The organism is Modestobacter sp. Leaf380 (genome assembly GCF_001424485.1).
Taxonomy (GTDB): Bacteria; Actinomycetota; Actinomycetes; order Mycobacteriales; family Geodermatophilaceae; genus Klenkia.
The window spans coordinates 370,073-388,704 of sequence record NZ_LMQC01000019.1 but is presented as its reverse complement, the minus strand read 5'-3'; the positions used below and the strand labels follow the sequence as shown (position 1 = coordinate 388,704).

21 protein-coding genes are annotated in these 18,632 nt (G+C 74.2%); 17 read left to right on the top strand and 4 right to left on the bottom strand.

Translation table 11 applies throughout. From position 1 onward, the window contains the following. The first annotated feature begins 1 nt into the window (after nucleotide 1). From ASG41_RS14300 to ASG41_RS14280, 5 genes are read left to right on the top strand one after another with little or no spacing between them, the layout of a single operon-like run. A complete protein-coding gene (locus ASG41_RS14300) occupies nucleotides 2-751 on the top strand; it encodes a glutamine amidotransferase (protein ID WP_082556937.1) in 750 nt (249 codons plus the stop codon). Continuing rightward, the gene (locus ASG41_RS14295) at nucleotides 748-1,401 is read left to right on the top strand and encodes a TenA family protein (protein ID WP_056295981.1); all 654 of its coding nucleotides are present in this window, start codon (nucleotides 748-750) and stop codon (nucleotides 1,399-1,401) included. Before ASG41_RS14300 ends, ASG41_RS14295 begins: the two co-directional genes overlap by 4 nt. 52 nt (nucleotides 1,402-1,453) lie before the next feature. After that, nucleotides 1,454-1,858: a VOC family protein gene (locus ASG41_RS14290; RefSeq protein ID WP_056296669.1), complete on the top strand. Its 405-nt coding sequence runs from the start codon at nucleotides 1,454-1,456 to the stop codon at nucleotides 1,856-1,858. Nucleotides 1,859-1,865: 7 nt separating this feature from the next. Next, nucleotides 1,866-2,822 (top strand): hydroxymethylglutaryl-CoA lyase, encoded by a 957-nt coding sequence (locus tag ASG41_RS14285; protein ID WP_157519422.1) that lies wholly within the window; start codon nucleotides 1,866-1,868, stop codon nucleotides 2,820-2,822. After that, nucleotides 2,819-3,337, top strand: a complete 519-nt coding sequence (locus tag ASG41_RS14280; protein WP_056295977.1) for a flavin reductase family protein — start codon at nucleotides 2,819-2,821, stop codon at nucleotides 3,335-3,337. Before ASG41_RS14285 ends, ASG41_RS14280 begins: the two co-directional genes overlap by 4 nt. A gap of 34 nt (nucleotides 3,338-3,371) precedes the next feature. Here ASG41_RS14280 and ASG41_RS14275 read toward each other — a convergent pair whose 3' ends face one another. The 3 genes from ASG41_RS14275 to ASG41_RS14265 are packed head-to-tail and all read right to left on the bottom strand — an operon-like array spanning nucleotide 3,372 to nucleotide 6,633. Beyond that, nucleotides 3,372-5,729 carry a GAF domain-containing SpoIIE family protein phosphatase gene (locus ASG41_RS14275; RefSeq protein ID WP_056296663.1) on the bottom strand — a complete coding sequence of 786 codons (2,358 nt, stop codon included), beginning with the start codon at nucleotides 5,727-5,729 and terminating at the stop codon, nucleotides 3,372-3,374. Between the two features lie 45 nt (nucleotides 5,730-5,774). After that, entirely contained in the window at nucleotides 5,775-6,275 is a 501-nt protein-coding gene (locus ASG41_RS14270) for a hypothetical protein (RefSeq protein WP_235564802.1), read from the bottom strand. After that, on the bottom strand, nucleotides 6,268-6,633 hold the full coding sequence (locus tag ASG41_RS14265; protein WP_056295974.1) for a hypothetical protein: 366 nt from the start codon (nucleotides 6,631-6,633) through the stop codon (nucleotides 6,268-6,270). The genes ASG41_RS14270 and ASG41_RS14265 overlap by 8 nt, the downstream gene beginning before the upstream one ends. Nucleotides 6,634-6,769: 136 nt before the next feature. Here ASG41_RS14265 and ASG41_RS14260 point away from each other — a divergent pair, with 136 nt between their 5' ends. Next, nucleotides 6,770-7,624, top strand: coding sequence for a PaaX family transcriptional regulator C-terminal domain-containing protein (locus tag ASG41_RS14260; RefSeq protein ID WP_056295971.1), 855 nt, complete (start codon nucleotides 6,770-6,772; stop codon nucleotides 7,622-7,624). Nucleotides 7,625-7,643: 19 nt separating this feature from the next. Beyond that, nucleotides 7,644-8,135, top strand: coding sequence for a peroxiredoxin (locus tag ASG41_RS14255; protein WP_304438030.1), 492 nt, complete (start codon nucleotides 7,644-7,646; stop codon nucleotides 8,133-8,135). Between the two features lie 58 nt (nucleotides 8,136-8,193). Here ASG41_RS14255 and ASG41_RS14250 read toward each other — a convergent pair whose 3' ends face one another. Beyond that, the gene (locus ASG41_RS14250) at nucleotides 8,194-9,294 is read right to left on the bottom strand and encodes a CaiB/BaiF CoA-transferase family protein (protein ID WP_235564801.1); all 1,101 of its coding nucleotides are present in this window, start codon (nucleotides 9,292-9,294) and stop codon (nucleotides 8,194-8,196) included. A 139-nt stretch (nucleotides 9,295-9,433) separates the two neighbouring features. On the opposite strand from ASG41_RS14250, the gene crcB reads away from it, so the two are divergent. From crcB to ASG41_RS14200, 10 genes are all read left to right on the top strand, one after another. Then, the gene (gene crcB / locus ASG41_RS14245) at nucleotides 9,434-9,847 is read left to right on the top strand and encodes a fluoride efflux transporter CrcB (RefSeq protein WP_235564800.1); all 414 of its coding nucleotides are present in this window, start codon (nucleotides 9,434-9,436) and stop codon (nucleotides 9,845-9,847) included. Further along, nucleotides 9,844-10,197, top strand: a complete 354-nt coding sequence (locus tag ASG41_RS14240) for a CrcB family protein (RefSeq protein ID WP_056295964.1) — start codon at nucleotides 9,844-9,846, stop codon at nucleotides 10,195-10,197. The genes crcB and ASG41_RS14240 overlap by 4 nt, the downstream gene beginning before the upstream one ends. Nucleotides 10,198-10,237: 40 nt before the next feature. Continuing rightward, complete coding sequence (locus ASG41_RS14235; protein WP_056295961.1) at nucleotides 10,238-11,641, top strand: trehalose-6-phosphate synthase; 1,404 nt, start codon at nucleotides 10,238-10,240, stop codon at nucleotides 11,639-11,641. Continuing rightward, entirely contained in the window at nucleotides 11,638-12,387 is a 750-nt protein-coding gene (gene otsB, locus ASG41_RS14230) for a trehalose-phosphatase (protein ID WP_056295957.1), read from the top strand. Before ASG41_RS14235 ends, otsB begins: the two co-directional genes overlap by 4 nt. Nucleotides 12,388-12,472: 85 nt before the next feature. Continuing rightward, nucleotides 12,473-13,069, top strand: a complete 597-nt coding sequence (locus ASG41_RS14225) for a GDSL-type esterase/lipase family protein (RefSeq protein WP_056295954.1) — start codon at nucleotides 12,473-12,475, stop codon at nucleotides 13,067-13,069. A gap of 126 nt (nucleotides 13,070-13,195) precedes the next feature. Next, nucleotides 13,196-14,179: a tripartite tricarboxylate transporter substrate binding protein gene (locus ASG41_RS14220; protein WP_056295951.1), complete on the top strand. Its 984-nt coding sequence runs from the start codon at nucleotides 13,196-13,198 to the stop codon at nucleotides 14,177-14,179. A gap of 68 nt (nucleotides 14,180-14,247) precedes the next feature. Continuing rightward, complete coding sequence (locus ASG41_RS14215) at nucleotides 14,248-14,787, top strand: tripartite tricarboxylate transporter TctB family protein (protein WP_056295948.1); 540 nt, start codon at nucleotides 14,248-14,250, stop codon at nucleotides 14,785-14,787. Continuing rightward, nucleotides 14,787-16,346, top strand: a complete 1,560-nt coding sequence (locus ASG41_RS14210; RefSeq protein WP_056295942.1) for a tripartite tricarboxylate transporter permease — start codon at nucleotides 14,787-14,789, stop codon at nucleotides 16,344-16,346. Before ASG41_RS14215 ends, ASG41_RS14210 begins: the two co-directional genes overlap by 1 nt. Next, nucleotides 16,346-16,771 (top strand): universal stress protein, encoded by a 426-nt coding sequence (locus ASG41_RS14205; protein WP_235564799.1) that lies wholly within the window; start codon nucleotides 16,346-16,348, stop codon nucleotides 16,769-16,771. The genes ASG41_RS14210 and ASG41_RS14205 overlap by 1 nt, the downstream gene beginning before the upstream one ends. A 246-nt stretch (nucleotides 16,772-17,017) precedes the next feature. Continuing rightward, nucleotides 17,018-18,616: a methyl-accepting chemotaxis protein gene (locus ASG41_RS14200; RefSeq protein WP_056295937.1), complete on the top strand. Its 1,599-nt coding sequence runs from the start codon at nucleotides 17,018-17,020 to the stop codon at nucleotides 18,614-18,616. Nucleotides 18,617-18,632: the final 16 nt, after the last annotated feature.

The window sequence follows — 18,632 nt, the reverse complement described above, 5'->3', positions numbered from 1 at the left end:
CGTGGCCCGGATCCTGATCGCCGGTGAGAGCTGGATGACGACCTCGACGCACGTGAAGGGCGTCGACGAGTTCTCCGTGCACTCCTACGTGGAGGGTGTCGGCCCGCTGCGCGACGCCCTCACCTCCCGCGGGCACGAGGTGGTGCACCTGCCCGCGCACCTGGTGCCCACCGACTTCCCCGACGACGCCGCGGCGCTGGACGCCTACGACCTCGTCGTGCTCTCCGACATCGGCGCCAACTCCATCCAGCTGGCCCCCCAGGTCTTCGAGCGGTTCACCCCGGGCGCCGACCGGCTCGCCGCGCTGCGCGACTGGGTCGGGGCCGGCGGGGCGCTGCTGATGATCGGCGGCTACCTGTCCTTCTCCGGGTTCCAGGCCCGCGCTGCCTTCCGGCAGACCGCCATCGCCGAGGTGCTGCCGGTGGAGATGCTGCCCGAGGACGACCGGGTGGAGGCCCCGGCCGGGGTCACCCCGACCGTCGTCGACGCCGACCATCCGGCCCTGGGCGGGGCCGGCGCGGACTGGCCCCTGCTGCTGGGCTACAACCGGGTGGTGGCCCGTCCCGGCGCCGTCGTCCCCGCGCTCGTGGGGGACGACCCGCTGGTCGCGGTGGACGCCTACGGCTCGGGCCGGGCCGGCGTCTTCACCTCCGACTGCTCCCCGCACTGGGCGCCGCCGGCGTTCTGCGAGCAGTGGCCGGGCTACACGGACCTGTTCGACGGGCTGGTGCGCTGGCTGGTCCGGGCGTGACCGGCCGGGCGGCGGCGCTGCTGGAGCGGCAGGCCGCCGCCCTGGACGCGGCCTGCGGCATCCCCTTCGTGCGGCAGGTGACCGACGGGACGCTGGCCGAGGCAGACCTGGGCCGGTACCTGCTCGTCGAGGAGGCCTTCGTGCTCACCGCCTCCCGGGTGCTGGGCCGGGTGGTCTGGGAGTCCCCGACCTGGGAGGAGCTGCTGCCGCACGCCCGGTCGCTGACCAACCTGGTCACCGACCAGCGGGAGTACTTCGCCGGGCTGCGCGGCCGGTTCCCGGTCGACGCCGGTGAGGCCCCGGCGGTGCTGGCCCGGGCCGCGGTGCTCGCCGACGTCGTGCTCGCCCAGGTCGCCGAGGGCGGCCGGGCCGCCGCCGTGGTCGGCATGTACGCCGCGGAGACGATGTACGCCCGCTGGTGCACCGCGGCCGCCGGCGTCGACGTCCCCCGGCAGCCGGACCTGCAGGCCTGGGTCGACCTGCACGCGCAGCCGCCGTTCCTGACCCAGGTGGACGCGCTGGCCGCCGACGTCGACGCGCTGGGCCCGGAGGTCACCGACGGGCAGCTGGACCGCTGGTACACCGCGGTGCTGGCCGCGGAGGTCGAGTTCCACGCGGCCGCGCTGGTCCCCGGTGGCCCGGTGCGATGAGTTCCCGCGGTCCGCGGCGTCCTCACTGCACACCCGACCCGAGGAGAGCCCGATGACCGCCGACCTGTGCCCCTACCTGTCCTTCGACGGCACCGCCCGCGAGGCGATGGAGACCTACCAGCGCGTGCTCGGTGGCGAGCTGGTGCTCAACACCTTCGCCGAGTTCGGCATGGAGGGCCCCGACGCCCAGCGGGTCATGCACGGCCAGCTGGAGACCCCCGACGGCATCCGGCTGATGGGCGCCGACACCGGCCCCGGCATGGGCTTCGAGGCGGCCGCCGGCATGACGGTGTGCATCAGCGGCACGGACACCGAGAAGCTGCGCGGCTGGTGGGCGCAGCTGTCGGAGGGCGGCACGGTCCAGACGCCGCTGGAGAAGCAGATGTGGGGCGACGAGTACGGCGCCTGCACCGACCGCTTCGGCACCCCCTGGATGTTCAACGTGGGCGGTGCATGATCGGGGGGTGAACGACTTCGAGCTGGTGCTGCCCACGGCCGTCGACGTCCGGGAGGTCGGCATGCGCGACGGCCTCCAGCTGGAGGCGCCGGTCCCGCTGGCCGCCAAGCTCGCGATGCTGGAGGCGCTGGTCGCGACCGGGGTCCGCCGCATCGAGGTGACGTCGTTCGTCTCCCCGAAGGCGGTCCCGGCGCTGGCCGACGCCGACCAGGTGGCCGCCGAGCTGCACCGCTTCGAGGGCGTCCACTTCTCCGCGCTGGTGGCCAACACGCGCGGCGCCCAGCGCGCGGTGGACGCCGGCATCGCCGACCTGGAGTACGTGGTCAGCGCCGCGGACAGCCACAGCCGGGCCAATGCCGGCCGGTCCACCTCCGAGGCCGTCGGCGCCGTCTCCGACATCGCGGCCCTGGCGCACGGCGCCGGCGGCAGCCTGGAGGTCATCGTCGCGACGGCCTGGGACTGCCCCTTCGACGGGCGCACCCCGCTGGACCGCACCGTCGACGTCACCCGGGCCGCGGTGACCGCCGGCGCCGACGCCCTGTGCCTGGGCGACACCATCGGGACGACGACGCCGCTGCGGGTGGTCCGGTTGCTCGACGAGGTCCGCCGGGCCACCCCCGGCGTCCCGTTGGGCGTGCACTTCCACGACACCCGCGGCACCGGGCAGGCCAACGCGCTGGCCGCCGTGCAGGCCGGGGTCACCCAGCTGGACTCCTCGGTGGGCGGGCTGGGCGGCTGCCCGTTCGCCCCCGGCGCCAGCGGCAACATCGCCACCGAGGAGCTCGTCTACTGGCTCGAGGACGCCGGCGTGGCCACCGGGATCGACCTGGACGCGGTGCTCGCGGCCGGCCGGGTCACCGCCGAGGCGGTCGGCCGGGAGCTGCCCAGCTCGCTGCTGCGTGCCGGAGGTCGCAACGCCCCACGCGGTGTGTTCCCGCCCGAGGTGGTGGGATCGACGGCATGAGCGAGCAGACGCCGGCCGAGATCGTCGACCCCCGGGTGATGCGGGACGTGCTGGGCCACTTCGCCTCCGGCATCACCGTGGTCACCGCCATCGCCGCGGACGGCCCCATCGGCTTCACCTGCCAGTCGTTCTCCTCGCTGAGCCTGGACCCGCCGCTGGTCGCCTTCGCCCCCGCCCGGACGTCGACCACCTGGCCCCGGCTGCGCGACATCGGCCGGTTCTGCGTCAACGTGCTCGCCGACGACCAGACCGCGCTGTCCTCCGCGTTCGCCCGCTCCGGCACGGACAAGTACGCCGGGGTCACCTGGTCGCCCAGCGCGCACGGCTCCCCCGTGCTCGACGGCGTGGTGGCCTGGATCGACTGCGAGCTGTGGTCGGAGTACGACGGCGGGGACCACACCATCGTCGTGGGCCGGGTGCTGGACCTGGGCGCCACCGCCGAGCGCACCCCGCTGGTCTTCCACCGCGGCGCCTACGGCCTGCAGGCCGCCGTCGTCCCGCCGCCCGGGGTCTGACCCCGCCCTCCCGCCGTGGCCGGAGGGCGGCCGGTCAGTCGAAGCGGACGGCGATGACCGCGACGTCGTCGCGGCGGTCCAGCTCGGCGGCGACGGCGTGGTCGCAGAGGTCGGCCGGCGAGGCGCCCACCGGAGCGGCGCGCAGCCGCTCCACCAGGGTGGCGATGCCCTCGTCCAGGTCGGCGCCGGGGTGCTCGATGAGCCCGTCGGTGTAGCCCAGCAGGGTCGACCCGACCGGCACCTCCAGGTGCAGGGACTCCCGGCTGGACCCGGTGTCCACCCCGACCAGCAGCCCGCTGACGCCGTCGAGCACGTCGACACCGCCGTCGGGACGGCGCAGCAGCAGCGGCGGGTGTCCGGCGTTCGCCACGCTCAACGTCCACGGCCGGCCCTCGCCCTCGGGCGGGGTGGCCCGCACGTAGGCCATCGTGGCCATCGAGGCCACGTGCAGGCCCTGCACCAGCCGGTCGACCCGGCCCAGCACGGCACCCGGGTCGGGGTCGGTGGGCTCCCAGACGCAGGCGCGCAGCAGCCCGCGGAGGTGGCCCATCGCGGCCGCTGCGGCCACGTCGTGCCCGACGACGTCGCCGATGGCGATGCCGATGGTGCCGTCGGGCAGCTGCAGCAGGTCGTAGAAGTCCCCGCCCACGTCGGCGGCGGTGGAGGCGCTGACGTAGTGCGCGGCCGAGGCGATCCGCGGGATCGTCGGCAGCTGCGGCAGCAGGGAGCGCTGCAGGGTCTCGGCGACCTCGTGCTCCTGCTGGTAGAGCCGCACGTTGTCCATGGCCAGCGCGGCGCGGCGGGACAGGTCGTCGGCCAGCTCGACGTCCTCGCGGGCGAAGGCCCGGTCCGTGCTGGTCATCACCAGCGCCATCGCGCCCAGCGTGCGGCGGCGGGCGACCATCGGCACGGTCAGCACCGAGGTGCCGCCCAGCTTGCGGAACAGCGCCTCGGTCGAGGGGTGGGTGAAGATCGCGCCCATCCGCTCGGCGGTCATCTCGGGCACGTGCACCGGCTTGGAGCCCTCCAGTGCCTGCCGGCTCGGGGAGCCCTCGGGCAGGTGCATGGCGTGCAGGTTGCTGAACTGGCGCAGCTCCTCGGCCATCCCGTCCCGGTGCCGCGCGGCGGTCTCCCGGACGTCGCCGTAGGGGTCGACGAGGGTGATGAAGACCCAGTCGGCCAGCAGCGGCACGCACAGCCCGGCGAGGCGGTCCAGCAGCTCGGTCATCTCCAGCGTCGCCGACAGGGTGCTGGTGGCCTCGGCCATCAGGGCCAGCCGGCTCTGTGCGATCTCGGCCTCGGCCTGCGCCCGCTCGGCGTCGGCGCGGGCCTGCTCGGCGATGGCCTGCGCGGTCTCGGCCTCCCGGCGGGCAGCCTGCTCGGCGGCGAAGGCGGCCTCCCGCTCGCCCTCGACCCGGACCCGCTCGGTGACGTCGGTCTGCACGCCGACGAAGCTGACCAGCTCGCCCTGGCCGTCGAAGACCGGGCTGATGGACAGCTGGTTCCAGAAGGCCGTGCCGTCCTTGCGGTAGTTCAGCAGCGTCTCGGTGATCGGCCGCTGCTCGCGCAGGGCCGCCCGGATCGCCGCCACCGAGGCCTCGGAGGTCGCCGGCCCCTGCAGGAAGCGGCAGTTGCGGCCCACCGAGTCCTCGTAGGAGTAGCCGGTGACCCGGCCGAAGGAGGGGTTGACCCAGACCAGCGGGTCGTCGGGCTGCCGCGGGTCGGTGATGGTGAAGCAGATGTCGGTGGCGACCACGGCACGGTCCCGGAGGGCCTGCAGCTGGGCCTCCGGGTCGTCGCCGGAGGCGCCGGCGTCGACCTGCAGGAAGACCACGAGGGCCAGCCGGTCGCCGTCGCCGTCCTGGGAGAGCGGGAAGCCGGTGACCCAGAGGGTCTGGCCGTCGACCTCGTCCGCGGCGTCGGCCCGGTCGGCGTCGGAGCTGCGGTGCGGGAGCAGCCGGACGGCCTCGCCGACGACCGGGCGGCCGCCGGCGACCTCGGACAGCGGGCTGCTGGTGCTGGCCAGCGGGGCGCCGGTGAGGTCGGTCAGGCCGGCCGAGGCGCCCCACTCGTCGATCGGCAGCGGCAGGCCCACGCTGCCCGCCAACTCGACGGCGGCGGTGTTGGCGTAGACGACCGTGCCCTCGTTCTGGTCGATGACCAGCACGGCGACCGGGACGTCGGACAGCACCCCGGGCAGGGCCGAGGTGGCGCTGCGGCCGGTGTGCTCGGTGGAGTGGACGGCGGCGTTGGCCGCACCGACGATGTCGGCCTGCCGGCCGCGCTCACCACCGGCTTCGTCAGCGGACGCCGAGGCACCGGAGACCACTGCTGCGGCTTCCGGGGGGATCGTCGCGGCGTCGTCCCGCGTGTCGTCGCGCTCAGGCGGCACCGACACAGCCTATCCGGGGTGTCTGTTGCGCACCACGGGACGGCGTCAGCTGGGACGCTCCCGTTCCGCTGCTCCGTCCGGGCCCGGCTCGGCGTCCCGGTCGGACTCGGCGTCCCGGTCCAGCTCGCGCAGGTGGCGCAGCCACAGCAGACCCAGCAGCGGGAGCACGAGGGGGATGAAGCCGTAGCCCTGCCCGAAGCCCGACCACACGGTGGCGTCGGGGAAGGCCTGCCGGTCGGCCAGCGACAGGGTGCCGACGACGAGGACGCCGACCAGCTCCACCAGGCACGCGACGACGGCGGTGCGGCGTCCCGACCGGCCGCCGCGGGCCAGCCCGACGGTGGCCACCAGGTAGACCACGGCGGAGAACGCGGACAGCAGGTAGGCCAGCGGGGCCTCGTCGAACTGGGTGGCCAGCTGGACGGCGGCACGGGCACCCGCGGCCAGGGCGAAGGTGCCGTAGAGGGCCACCAGGACCCGGCCGGGGCCGGTGGAGGTGGAGCCGTCGGCCGGGCCGGTGGCGGGTGCGCCCAGGCGGTCAGGCACCGGTGGCCTCCCACAGCTGCAGCAGCCGCCACACCATGACCGCGACCACGAGGCCGGCGACGGCCAGCACGGTGCCGGCCCAGCGGGTCGGCTCGGAGCGGGACCACAGCACGCCCGCGACCGGGACGAGGACGACGCTGAACAGGTAGGCGAGGAACGTCGCGGTCTCCGGCGGCCGCTCACCGAGGGCCAGGCCGACCAGGACGAACGCGAGCTGGACCAGGAGCACCAGCTGCAGGACCCCGGCGGCGACGAGGTGGGCCAGCCCGGTGCGCCGGCGCAGCACCGTCGACAGACCGCCCAGGGCGGCGACGACGAGGGCCGCCACGGTCGCGGCGACCACCAGAGCCGGGATCATCGGCGTCCTCGGGCGGTGGTCACCGGGTCATCATCCCAGCGTGCCCCGGACCACCGGCGGTCGCTCCGACTACGAAACGGTCTCGTACCGGCGCCGAGGGCTGACCGGGCGGGGGGTGGTGAGGGAGACTCACGACATGACCGTCAAGGACCTCGTGGGGGACCTCTTCGACTCCCACGTCGACCGGATCACCCGCGAGCCGGTCCGGCTGCAGGTCCTCGTCGGCCTGCTGGAGGACCTCGAGGTCGCGGAGCCCACCACCCGGGTCGCGATGGCCGGGCTGCGCCGCGAGGGCGTCTTCGCGGCCAGCCGCTGCGGCCGGGAGACGCTGTACACGCCCACCGACCAGCTCCGGGCCGTGCGGATGCGGGCGGCCGAGCGCCTCGAGCAGCGCCTGCAGCCCTGGGACGGGCTGTGGCGGATGGTCATCTACACGGTGCCCGAGACCGAGCGGGCCACCCGGGAGCGGGTCCGGCGCACGCTGGGCCGGCACGGCTTCGGGATGCTGGGCCCGGCGACGTGGATCTCCCCGCAGGAGGCCGCGCTGGACGAGGTCCGTGCGGAGCTGGCCACCGAGCCCTTCGCCCGCCTCGACGTGCTGCGGGCGCAGATGGCCGACGCCGACATGCCGGCCACCGACCTGGAGCTCGCCCACCGCTGCTGGGACCTCGACGGTCTGGCGGCGGGCTGGCGGGAGCTGACCGCCGGCTTCCGAGCCCAGCTGGAGGCCCCCCGCCCGACGGGTGCCGCCGCGCTGCGCGCCCACCTGCGCTCGCTGCACGCGTTCACGGCCGCGGTGGGCCGCGACCCCTTCCTTCCCGTGGAGCTCAAGCCCGCCGACTGGCCCGGCCAGGAGGCCTGCGACACCTGGACGGCGCTGTCGGCCCGGCTCGGTGAGGCCGCCCGGGAGCACGTGGCCGCGCGGCTCTGCGAGGAGCCCGGCAGCGTCGTCGGCCCCCGGACGCACCAGGAGCAGCGCTCGCTGCGCTGACCGCGCACAGCGGTTCCACGTGGAACCTGAACCGATCTCGGCCCGGGCACGAACACCGGACATGAAGCGCGGTGACGTGGCCCCTGATTTCGAGCTGCCCGACCAGGACGGCACGCCCCGGCGGTTGTCCACGATGCTGGCCGACGGCCCGGTGGTGCTCTTCTTCTACCCGCTGGCGTCCTCCTCGGGCTGCACCACCGAGATGTGCACCGTGCGCGACGAGGCCTCCCGCTTCGCTGCCGTCGGCGCCCAGCGCATCGGCGTCAGCCGGGACTCCGTGGAGAAGCAGAAGGCCTTCGCCGAGGGCAACGGCTTCGACTACCCGCTGCTGGCCGACGTCGACGGCGCGGTCTGCGAGGCCTACGGCACCAAGCGGAACATGACCGCGGCGCCGGTCAAGCGGCACACCTACGTGATCGGGACCGACGGACTGGTCCGCGACGTCTTCAAGAGCGAGTTCCGGTTCGGCAAGCACGCGGACAAGGCGCTGGCCGCCCTCTCCCCCGCCTGAGGCCGACGCGAGACCCCCTGCCGGGCGGTGGCCGATCCGCCGCCCGGCAGGTGTCCCCTCACAGGCCCAGCTCGGCCCGGACCTCGGCGTCGTGCTCGCCCACGGCCGGGATCGACCCCACCGACCCCGGGGTCGCCGAGAACCGCGGGGCGACGGCGGGCTGCACCCGGCCCTCCACCTCGACGAACACCCCGCGCTCCCGGTTGTGCTCGTCCGCGGTGGCCTCCAGCAGTGACCAGACCGGCGCCACGCACGCGTCCGTGCCGGCGAACACCCGCCACCACTCGTCCCGGGTCCGGCCGGCGAAGACCTCGGTGAAGCGCTCACGCAGCGCCGGCCAGGCGGCCGGGTCCGCCCGGTCGGGCAGCGTGGCGTCGTCGGCCAGGCCCAGACCGGTGAGCAGCGCGGCGTAGAACTGCTCCTCCAGCGCGCCGACGGCCAGGAACTGCCCGTCGGCGCAGCGGTACACGTCGTAGAACGGCGCCCCGGTGTCGAGCAGGTTCACCCCGCGGGCGTCGGTCCACGCCCCGGTGTCCAGCATCCCGTGCAGCATCGTGGTGAGGACGGCGGTGCCGTCGACGATGGCGGCGTCCACGACCTGGCCCTGCCCCGTCGTCCGGGCGTGCAGGACGCCGGCGACGACGCCCAGGGCCAGGAAGACCCCGCCACCGCCGAAGTCGCCGAGCAGGTTGACCGGCGGAGCCGGTCGCTCGTCGGGCCGCCCGGAGGCGCCCAGTGCGCCGGTGAGCGCGATGTAGCCGATGTCGTGCCCGGCGCTGTGCGCCAGCGGGCCGGTCTGGCCCCAGCCGGTCATCCGGCCGTAGACCAGCCGCGGGTTCAGCGCGTGCGCCGGCTCCGGGCCCAGGCCCAGCCGCTCCATGACGCCGGGCCGGAAGCCCTCCAGCAGCACGTCGGCCCGCTCCACCAGCGCCCGGACGACGGTCAGGTCGGCGTCGTCCTTGAGGTCCAGGGCGATCGAGCGCTTGCCGCGGTCCAGCAGCGACGTCGCCCCCATCGAACCGACCAGCCCGGTCGAGGCGCTGCGCCGGTCGATCCGGACGACGTCGGCGCCCAGGTCGGCCAGCAGCATCCCGCAGAACGGGCCCGGGCCCAGCCCGGCGAACTCCACGACGCGTACTCCCTGCAACGGTCCGGCCACGGTGCCGTCCTCTCCTCGCGGTGTCGCCCCGCCTCGCCCCGGCATGGGATCCCTCGCATACGGCGCGCGCGTCCAGCGGTATGCGGGGGATCCCATGCCGAAGCGGGGCGCGGGCTCCTCGGTGGCATGCTGCCGCACCGTGCGGACCTACGGGGTGGTGGCCGCCGGCGGTGCCCTGGGGGCGCTGGCCCGGTGGGCGGTGGGGCGCGGGCTGCCGCACGGTCCGGGCGCCTGGCCGTGGGCGACCGTGACGGTGAACGTGACCGGCTGCCTGCTCATCGGCCTGCTGCTGGCGGTGCTGCTGGCCCGGGCGCCGGGGCACCCGTGGCTGCGGCCGTTCCTGGCGACCGGGGTGCTCGGCGGCTACACGACGTTCTCCGCCCTGGCCGTCGACGCCGTCCAGCTCGCCGACGCCGGCCGCTGGCCGGTGGCGCTCGGGTACCTGCTGGTCAGCGTGGTGGGCGGGCTGGCGGCCGTGGTGGTCGGGCTGGTCCTGGGGCGGGCGGCGGTCGGTCGTCCCGGTGTGGCGGAGGCCGGGGAGGGCCGGTCGTGACGGCGCTGTGGGTGGTGCTGGGCGCGCTGGTCGGTGCCCCGGTCCGGCTCGCCGCGGACCGGCTGGCCGTGCGGTGGCGGGGCGCGGGCAGCGTCGTGGGGATCCTGGTCGTGAACGTCGTGGGCAGCCTGGTGCTGGGCCTCGTCGTCGGCGCGCGGGACCTGTCCCCCGCGGTGGTGGCACTGGTCGGCGTCGGCTTCTGCGGGACGCTCACCACCTTCTCCACCTACGGGTACGACGTCGTCCGGCTGGTGGAGGGACGGCGGGTCGGCCGGGCGCTGGTGTACCTGACCGGCTCGTTGCTGCTGGGCGTCGGTGCGGCGACGATCGGGTACGTGATCGTCCGCTGACCTGCGACCGACGCGGGCGCTCAGTAGGGTCGGGGTCGGTATGGCAGCTGAGCAGAAGTCCGAGAGCCCCGTCGTCGTCGTCGCCAACCGGCTGCCCGTGGACCAGGTGGTGGCCCCGGACGGGTCGGTCAGCTGGACCCGCAGCCCCGGCGGCCTGGTCACCGCCCTGGAGCCGTTCGTGGCCGGGCGCGGTGGTGCGTGGGTGGGCTGGTCGGGGTCCTCCGGTGACGCTCCCGAGCCCTTCGAGTCCGGTGGGATGCAGCTGGTCCCGGTCGCGCTGAGCGAGGACGACGTCGACCAGTACTACGAGGGCTTCTCCAACGCCTCGTTGTGGCCGCTGTACCACGACGTGGTCGAGAAGCCGGAGTACCACCGGACCTGGTGGAACAGCTACGTGCAGGTCAACCGCCGGTTCGCCGAGAAGGCCGCCGAGGTCGCCGCCGAGGGCGCGATCGTCTGGGTGCACGACTACCAGCTGCAGCTGGTCCCGGCGATGCTGCGCCAGCTGCGCCCGGACCTGACGATCGGGTTCTTCCTGCACATCCCGTTCCCGCCCTACGAGCTGTTCACCCAGCTGCCGTGGCGCAACGCGATCGTCGAGGGCCTGCTGGGCGCGGACCTGATCGGCTTCCAGATGCCGGCCGCAGCCACCAACTTCGTCCAGCTGGCCAAGCGGCTGCACGACCTGCCCACCCGCGGCAGCACGATCGACTACGACGGGCGCACCGTCACCGCCCGGGCCTTCCCGATCTCCATCGACGTCGCCGCGTTCGACGAGCTGGCCCGCACGCCGGCGGTGCTGGAGCGGGCCGCAGAGATCCGCCGAGAGCTCGGCAACCCCGAGAAGATGGTGCTGGGGGTCGACCGGCTGGACTACACCAAGGGGATCAGCGTCCGGCTCGAGGTCTTCCTGGAGCTGCTGGAGGACGAGCAGGTCGAGGCGCCGTCCACGGTCTTCATGCAGGTGGCCACGCCCAGCCGTGAGCGGGTCGAGCACTACGTGACGATGCGCGAGACGATCGAGCAGCAGGTCGGCCACATCAACGGCGTCTTCGGCTCCACGTCGGGGCCGGCCGTGCACTACTTCAACCAGTCGATGCCGCGCGAGGAGCTCGCCGCCCTGTACCGGGCCGCCGACGTCATGCTGGTGACGCCGTACCGGGACGGCATGAACCTGGTCGCCAAGGAGTACGTCGCCGCCCGCAGCGACAACGCCGGCACCCTGGTGCTCAGCGAGTTCGCCGGGGCCGCCGCCGAGCTCAAGCAGGCCTACCTGGTCAACCCGCACGACAAGGACGGCGTGAAGAAGGCGCTGCTGCGCGCGCTGCGGGCCGACCCCGCCGAGTCGGCCAAGGCCATGAAGGCGATGCGCCGGTACCTGCTCAAGCACGACCTGGACCACTGGGCGAACTCCTTCTTCGACGCCCTGGAGGCGCAGGCGTGACCACCGAGCTGGGGCTCCACCTGGAGGACGCGCTGGACGTGCTGGCCCTGCGGCGACCGCTGCTGCTGGCCAGCGACTACGACGGCGTGCTGTCCGCGCTGGCCGACGACCCGCAGGCCGCCGGCCCCGAGCCGTGGGCGGCGGACCTGCTGACCCGCCTGGCCGGCGCGGAGGGTGTCACCGTCGCGCTGGTCAGCGGCCGCGGCGTCGCCGACCTGCGGGCCACCAGCGGCTTCACCGGCCCCTACCGGTGGGTGGGCAGCCACGGCGCCGAGTTCGACGGCGACCTGGACCCTGCGGTGCTGGCCGCGCGGGACCGGCTGGTCGCGGCTGTCGGACCGCTGGTGGAGGGCGTGCCCGGGGCGCGGCTGGAGGTCAAGCCGGCCGCCGTCGCCGTGCACGTGCGCACGGTTCCCGACCGGGACGCGGCCGGCGCGCTGCTGGCCGCCGCGGACGCGGCCGCCGAGCCCGAGGTCACCCGCAAGCCCGGCAAGGACGTCATGGAGCTGGCGCTCACCGCGGCCGACAAGGGCACCGCGCTGGTCCGGCTGCGCGACGAGCTGGGCGCCGACGCCGTCCTCTACCTGGGCGACGACGTCACCGACGAGGACGCCTTCACCGCCCTGGGCCGGGAGGACGTCACGGTCAAGGTCGGCGCCGGGACGACGGCCGCGCAGCACCGGGTCGCCGACCTGGACTCCGTGCGGGCCCTGCTGGAGCGGCTCGCGACTGCCCTGGCCGTCTGAGCCCGCAGCGCCTCCGAGCCCGCAGCGCTCTGAGCCCGCAGCAGCGCGTCACCTCACCGTCACGGGGAGGCGGCAGACTGCGCGCGTGGCCAGGGACCTGCGCGTGTGCTTCGTCGGCGACTCCTTCACCGCCGGCACCGGGGACGAGACCGGGTCGGGGTGGGTGCGGCCGTTGGTCGCGGAGGCCCGGGCGAGCGGGACGGCGCTGACCGCCTACGAGCTAGGCGTCCGCCGGGAGACCTCGCTGGACGTGGCGCGCCGCTTCCACGACGAGGTCGCCGCCCGGTTGCGCGACGGCGACGACCGGCGGGTGGTGCTGTCCTTCGGGGCCAACGACGTCTCGGCGCCCGCCGGTCGGCCGCGGGTGCCGCACGAGCGCACCCTCGCCGTCCTCACCGACCTGCTCGACGACGCCTGGGCCTCCGGCTGGGCCACCTTCGTGGTCGGCCCGCCGCCCTCGCTGGACCCGGCGCAGACCGCCCGCGCGATCGACCTGTCGCTGGGGATGGCGCAGGTGTGCGAGGAGTGCTCGGTGCCCTTCGTCGACGTCGCCGCCGGGCTCGCCGACGACGACACCTGGGCCTCCTCGGTCCGCGCCGGGGACGGCGTGCACCCGCTGGCCGCCGGCTACGCCCGCCTCGCCGACGTCGTCCGGGACCCGCTGCTGACCTGGCTGGACTGAGCCCGGGCCCGCTGTGCGGTGGTTGTGTAACCAAGGGACAGCGCCGATCGTGTGACGTGGGTCGCGCGCACCCCTAGCGTCCCGTGACGTGATCGCCGTCTCCCCAGCGTCGGGGGTGCACCTCCCGTGCAGCTGACCCGAAGAGGATTCCTCGCCGGAGCGCTCGCGCTGCCGGCCCTGTCCGCCCTGTCGGCCTGTGCCGGCACCGTCGTCTCACCCGGTGACCTGTCCCGCCTGCGCATGATGGTCCCGGCCAGCCCGGGCGGCGGGTGGGACACCACCGCCCGCACCCTGCAGCGGGTCGTCCAGCAGACCGGTGTCGCCCGCAACGTGCAGGTGTTCAACGTCGAGGGCGCCGGCGGCACCATCGGCCTGGGCCAGCTCGCCCGTGAGGACGACGACGCCCTGCTGATGATGATGGGCCTGGTCATGGTCGGGGCCATCGACACCAACGACTCGACCACCCGGCTCACCGACGTCACCCCGATCGCCCAGCTGATCGCCGAGACCGAGCTGATCGTCGTCCCGGCGGAGTCGCCGTACGAGACGCTCGAGGACTTCGTGCAGGGCTGGGCCGCGGACCCCCGCGGCACCCCGATCGCCGGCGGCTCGGCCGGTGGCACCGACCAGATCCTCGCCGGGCTGCTGGCCCAGGCGGTGGGCATCGACCCGATCGAGGTCAACTACATCGCCTACTCCGGCGGTGGGGAGTCCCTGGCGGCGCTGCTGGGCAACCAGGTCGCGGCCGGCATCTCCGGCACCGCCGACTACGGCCCGCAGGTGCAGTCCGGTGACCTGCGAGGCATCGCCGTGTCCACCGCGGAGCGGTCCAACCAGGTGCCCGACGTGCCCACGATCCTGGAGAGCGGCTACGACGTCGAGGTCACCAACTGGCGCGGCCTGATGGCCCGGCCGGGCATGAGCGACAGCGCCCGCGAGGACCTGATCGCGCTGGTCACCGAGGCCCACGACACCGACGAGTGGGCGGAGGCGCTGGACACCAACGGCTGGCTGGACACCTTCATGACCGGCGACGAGTACGGCGACTTCCTCGCCGAGGAGGAGACCCGCGTGCGCCAGGTCCTGACCGAGATCGGGTTGATCCAGTGAGCGCCAGCGAGATGGACCGTCCAGCAGAGCCAGTGAGCGCCAGCGAGACGGACCGTCCAGCAGGGCCGGTGAGCACGGGTGCGAACGCGAGCGCGGGCACCGAGCCCCGCACCACCGCCCGGAACACCGGCGAGCTGGTGCTGGCCCTGCTGCTGGCCGCCCTGGGCGTCTACCTGCTGGTCGACGCCGGGGCGATCGCCGTCCCGGGGTCGACGAACACCCTGGGCCCGCGGTTCTTCCCCTACCTGGTGGGCGGGCTGACCGTGGCCACCGGTGCGCTGCTGGCCCTGCGGGTGCTCCGCGGTGACCGGGCGGCCTCCGACGACAGCGAGGACGTCGACCCCGACGCCCCGACCGACTGGCGCGCCGTCGCCGTCATCGCGGTGGCCTTCCTGGCCCACGCGCTGCTGATCAACGTCATCGGCTGGCCGCTGGCGGTGGCGCTGATGTTCGCCGCGGTCGCCTGGGCGCTGGGGGCGGTCGGCATCGTCCGGCCCTTCCTCATCGGCCTGGCCGTGGGCTGCATCGCCTGGGTCGTGTTCGTGAAGGCCCTCAACGTGGCGCTGCCCGGCGGCACGGTCCTCGAGTTCGTGACGAGTTGGTTCTGATGGGCTTCGACGCACTGCTGGGCGGGTTCGCCGACGCGATCACGCCGGTCAACCTGCTCTTCGCGCTGCTGGGCGTGGTCCTGGGCACGGCGGTCGGCGTGCTGCCGGGCATCGGCCCGGCGATGACCGTGGCGCTGCTGCTGCCGGCCACCTACGTGCTGGAGCCGACCGCGGCGCTGATCATGTTCGCCGGGATCTACTACGGCGGCATGTACGGCGGGTCGACGACGTCGATCCTGCTGAACACCCCCGGTGAGTCCAGCTCGATCATGACCGCGCTCGAGGGCAACAAGATGGCCAAGGCCGGGCGGGGCTCGGCAGCCCTGGCCACGGCCGCCATCGGCTCCTTCGTGGCCGGCACGATCGCCACCCTGCTGCTGGCGCTGGTGGCCCCGACCGTGGTCGACCTGGCCATCGGGATCACCGCGGCGGACTACTTCGCCCTCGCCGTCATCGCCTTCGTCGCCGTCGCCACGGTGCTGGGGTCCTCCCCGCTGCGCGGGCTGGCCTCGCTGTGCCTGGGGCTGTACCTGGGCCTGGTCGGCACCGACGTGATCACCGGCCAGGAGCGGTTCACCCTGGGCATCCCGCAGCTGTCCGACGGCATCGACGTCGTGGTGGTCGCGGTGGCGCTGTTCGCGGTGGGCGAGTCGCTGTTCGTGGCCAGCCGGCTGCGCAAGGGCGCCGTCCAGGTCATCGACCACAAGGGCAGCTGGATGACCAAGCAGGACTTCGCCCGGTCCTGGAAGCCCTGGCTGCGCGGGACGGCGTTCGGGTTCCCGTTCGGTGCGCTGCCCGCCGGTGGCGCCGAGATCCCGACGTTCCTGTCCTACGCGACCGAGCGCAAGCTCACCAAGCACCCCGAGGAGTTCGGCAAGGGCGCCATCGAGGGCGTCGCCGGGCCGGAGGCGGCCAACAACGCGGCCGCCGCGGGTGTGCTGGTGCCGCTGCTGACCCTGGGCCTGCCCACCTCGGCCACCGCGGCGATCATCCTGGCCGCGTTCCAGGGCTACGGCATCCAGCCCGGCCCGACGCTGCTGACCACCGAGGGCCCGCTGGTCTGGGCGCTGATCGCCTCGTTGTTCATCGGCAACGTCATGCTGCTGGTGCTGAACCTGCCGCTGGTCGGCGTGTGGGTGAAGCTGCTGAAGATCCCCAGGCCCTACCTGTACGCCGGCATCCTGGTCTTCGCCTCGCTGGGCTCCTTCGCGGTCAACGCCGACCCGCTGGACCTGGTCATCCTCATGGTGCTGGGCCTGCTCGGGTTCGTCATGCGGCGCTTCGGCTGGCCGGTCGCCCCGGCGGTCATCGGGCTGATCCTGGGCCCGATCGCGGAGAACAACCTGCGTCGCGCGCTGGCCATCAGCGACGGCGACCTGGGCGTGCTGGTCGACACCTGGTTCAGCCGCGTCGTGCTGCTGCTGGCGCTGCTCGCGCTGGTCGGGCCGTTCCTGCTGCGCCTGGTCAAGGGCCGGCGGGCCACGCCTGAGGAGGTCCAGGCCGACGGGCACCTGGAGCACCGTGACGAGCGCAGCGTCACGTCGGGCAAGGACCAGTGATGGGAGAGGATCAGGCCATGGCCGTCGTCGTCGTGGGGTACGTCCCCAATGCCCGCGGGCGCGCAGCGCTCGACCACGCTCTCGTCGAGGCCCGTCGCCGGGACGCGCTGCTCGTGGTGGTCAACAGCTCCCGCGGGGACGCCCTGGTGGACTCGGACTTCCTGCAGGGCCAGGCGCTGCTGGACCTGCACGAGGAGCTCACCGCCTCCGGGGTGCGCGCCGAGGTGCGCCAGCCGGTCCGCGGCCGGGACGTCTCCGAGGAGCTCACCGCGGTGGTCGAGGAGACCGGGGCCGAGCTGCTGGTCATCGGGCTGAAGAAGCGGTCGGCGGTCGGCAAGCTGCTCATGGGCTCGGCCGCGCAGCGCATCCTGCTCGACGTCGAGTGCCCCATCCTCGGGGTCAAGTCCTCACCGACGGGCGCCTGAGCAGCACGGACGCAGCACCGACGCAGCACAGCACGATCGGAGGGGCCGGGCAGCAGACGCTGCCCGGCCCCTCTGCCGTGGGTGCGGGGCGGTCGCCGTGTCGACGTCCCGCGGACGGTGACCCGCCTCCCGGGCAGCAGTTCGGTGACGACGCAACGGAACGGCGCGATACCGGGACTGATGGGGCCGAAGTGACGCGTGGTGCCGGAGACCACCGGCCGCCTGCCCGTCCTCAGGAGTCCCCCCGTGCCCGACACCGCTGTCCCCGCCCACGCCCGCCGGGGCCTCGCCCACCGCTCCCTGCGCACCAAGGCCGCCGTCCTGCTCGCCGTCGTCCTGGCCGCCGTCGGCGCCCTCGTGGGCACCCTGCTCGTCGGCAACGCGCGCATCTCGGAGGAGACGAGCCGCCTGGAGCAGCTGTCGACCGCGCAGACCCTGGTCCTGCAGCTCGACACCCGGGCCAGCGAGCTCAAGGTCGACGGCTACAAGGCCCTCGTCCGTGAGGACCCCGCCGCCCAGCAGGCCGACGTCGTCGACGACCAGGGGCAGGTGACCGACCTGCTCGCCCAGCTGGCCGAGATCCCGCTCACCGGGGACAGCGCTGCCGCCGTCGCCGGCCTGACCGGCGCCTTCGAGACCTACGTGGCCGACATCGGTTCCTTCGTCGACGACGCCGTCGCCGACCAGGAGGGCACCCGCTCCCGGTGGGCCGACGTGCAGACCGCCAACGACGTCACCGACGAGGCCGTCGGCACCGCCAAGGACGCGCTGGCCGCCGAGGTCGCCGCCGCCGGCGCGGCGCTGACCGCCACCACGGCGACCACCGGCTGGACCGCGGTCGCCGTCGCACTGGCCGGTCTGCTGGTGATCGGCTGGGTCGGCCGGACGACGCTGCTGTCCATCACCCGTCCCGTCGGCCGGGTGCAGAAGGCCCTCGAGGCCCTCGCCGGGGGCGACCTCACGGTCAGCCCCGACGTCCGCTCCGACGACGAGATCGGCCGGATGGGTGCCGCCCTGGAGCGCGCCCAGTCCTCGCTGCGCACCCTGGTGGGCCAGGTGGCCGCCGCCGCCGACGCGGTCGCCGCCTCCGGCCAGCAGCTGTCGGGCTCCAGCGCCCAGATCGCCGTCTCCGCGGAGGCGACGTCCGTGCAGTCCGGGGTGGTGTCCGGTGCCGCCGACGAGGTCTCCCGCAACGTGGCCACCGTCGCCGCCGGCGCCGAGGAGATGAGCGCGTCGATCCGGGAGATCGCGCAGAGCGCCAACGAGGCGGTCCGGGTCGCCGGCACCGCCGTCACCGAGGCCGAGGCCACCAACGCCACCGTCGTCCGGCTGGGCGACAGCTCCAAGGAGATCGGGGACGTGGTCAAGGTGATCACGTCCATCGCGGAGCAGACGAACCTGCTGGCGCTCAACGCCACCATCGAGGCGGCCCGTGCAGGCGAGGCGGGCAAGGGCTTCGCCGTCGTCGCCAACGAGGTCAAGGAGCTGGCCCAGGAGACGGCCCGCGCCACCGAGGACATCGCCCGCCGGGTCGAGGCCATCCAGGGCGACACCGCCGCTGCGGTCCAGGCCATCGGCCGGATCTCGGTGACCATCGGGTCGATCAACGACTACCAGCTGACCATCGCCAGCGCGGTGGAGGAGCAGACGGCGACGACGAACGAGATGTCGCGCAGCGTGGCCGAGGCGGCCAGCGGCTCGACCGAGATCGCCGCCAACATCGTCGGGGTCAACTCCGCCGCCGGGGCCACCACCCAGGCGCTGGGGCAGACCCGGGTCGCCGTGGACGAGCTGTCCCGGATGGCGGACGACCTGCGCACCACCGTCGGCCGCTTCCGCTTCTGAGAGCGGGCGGGGCGGA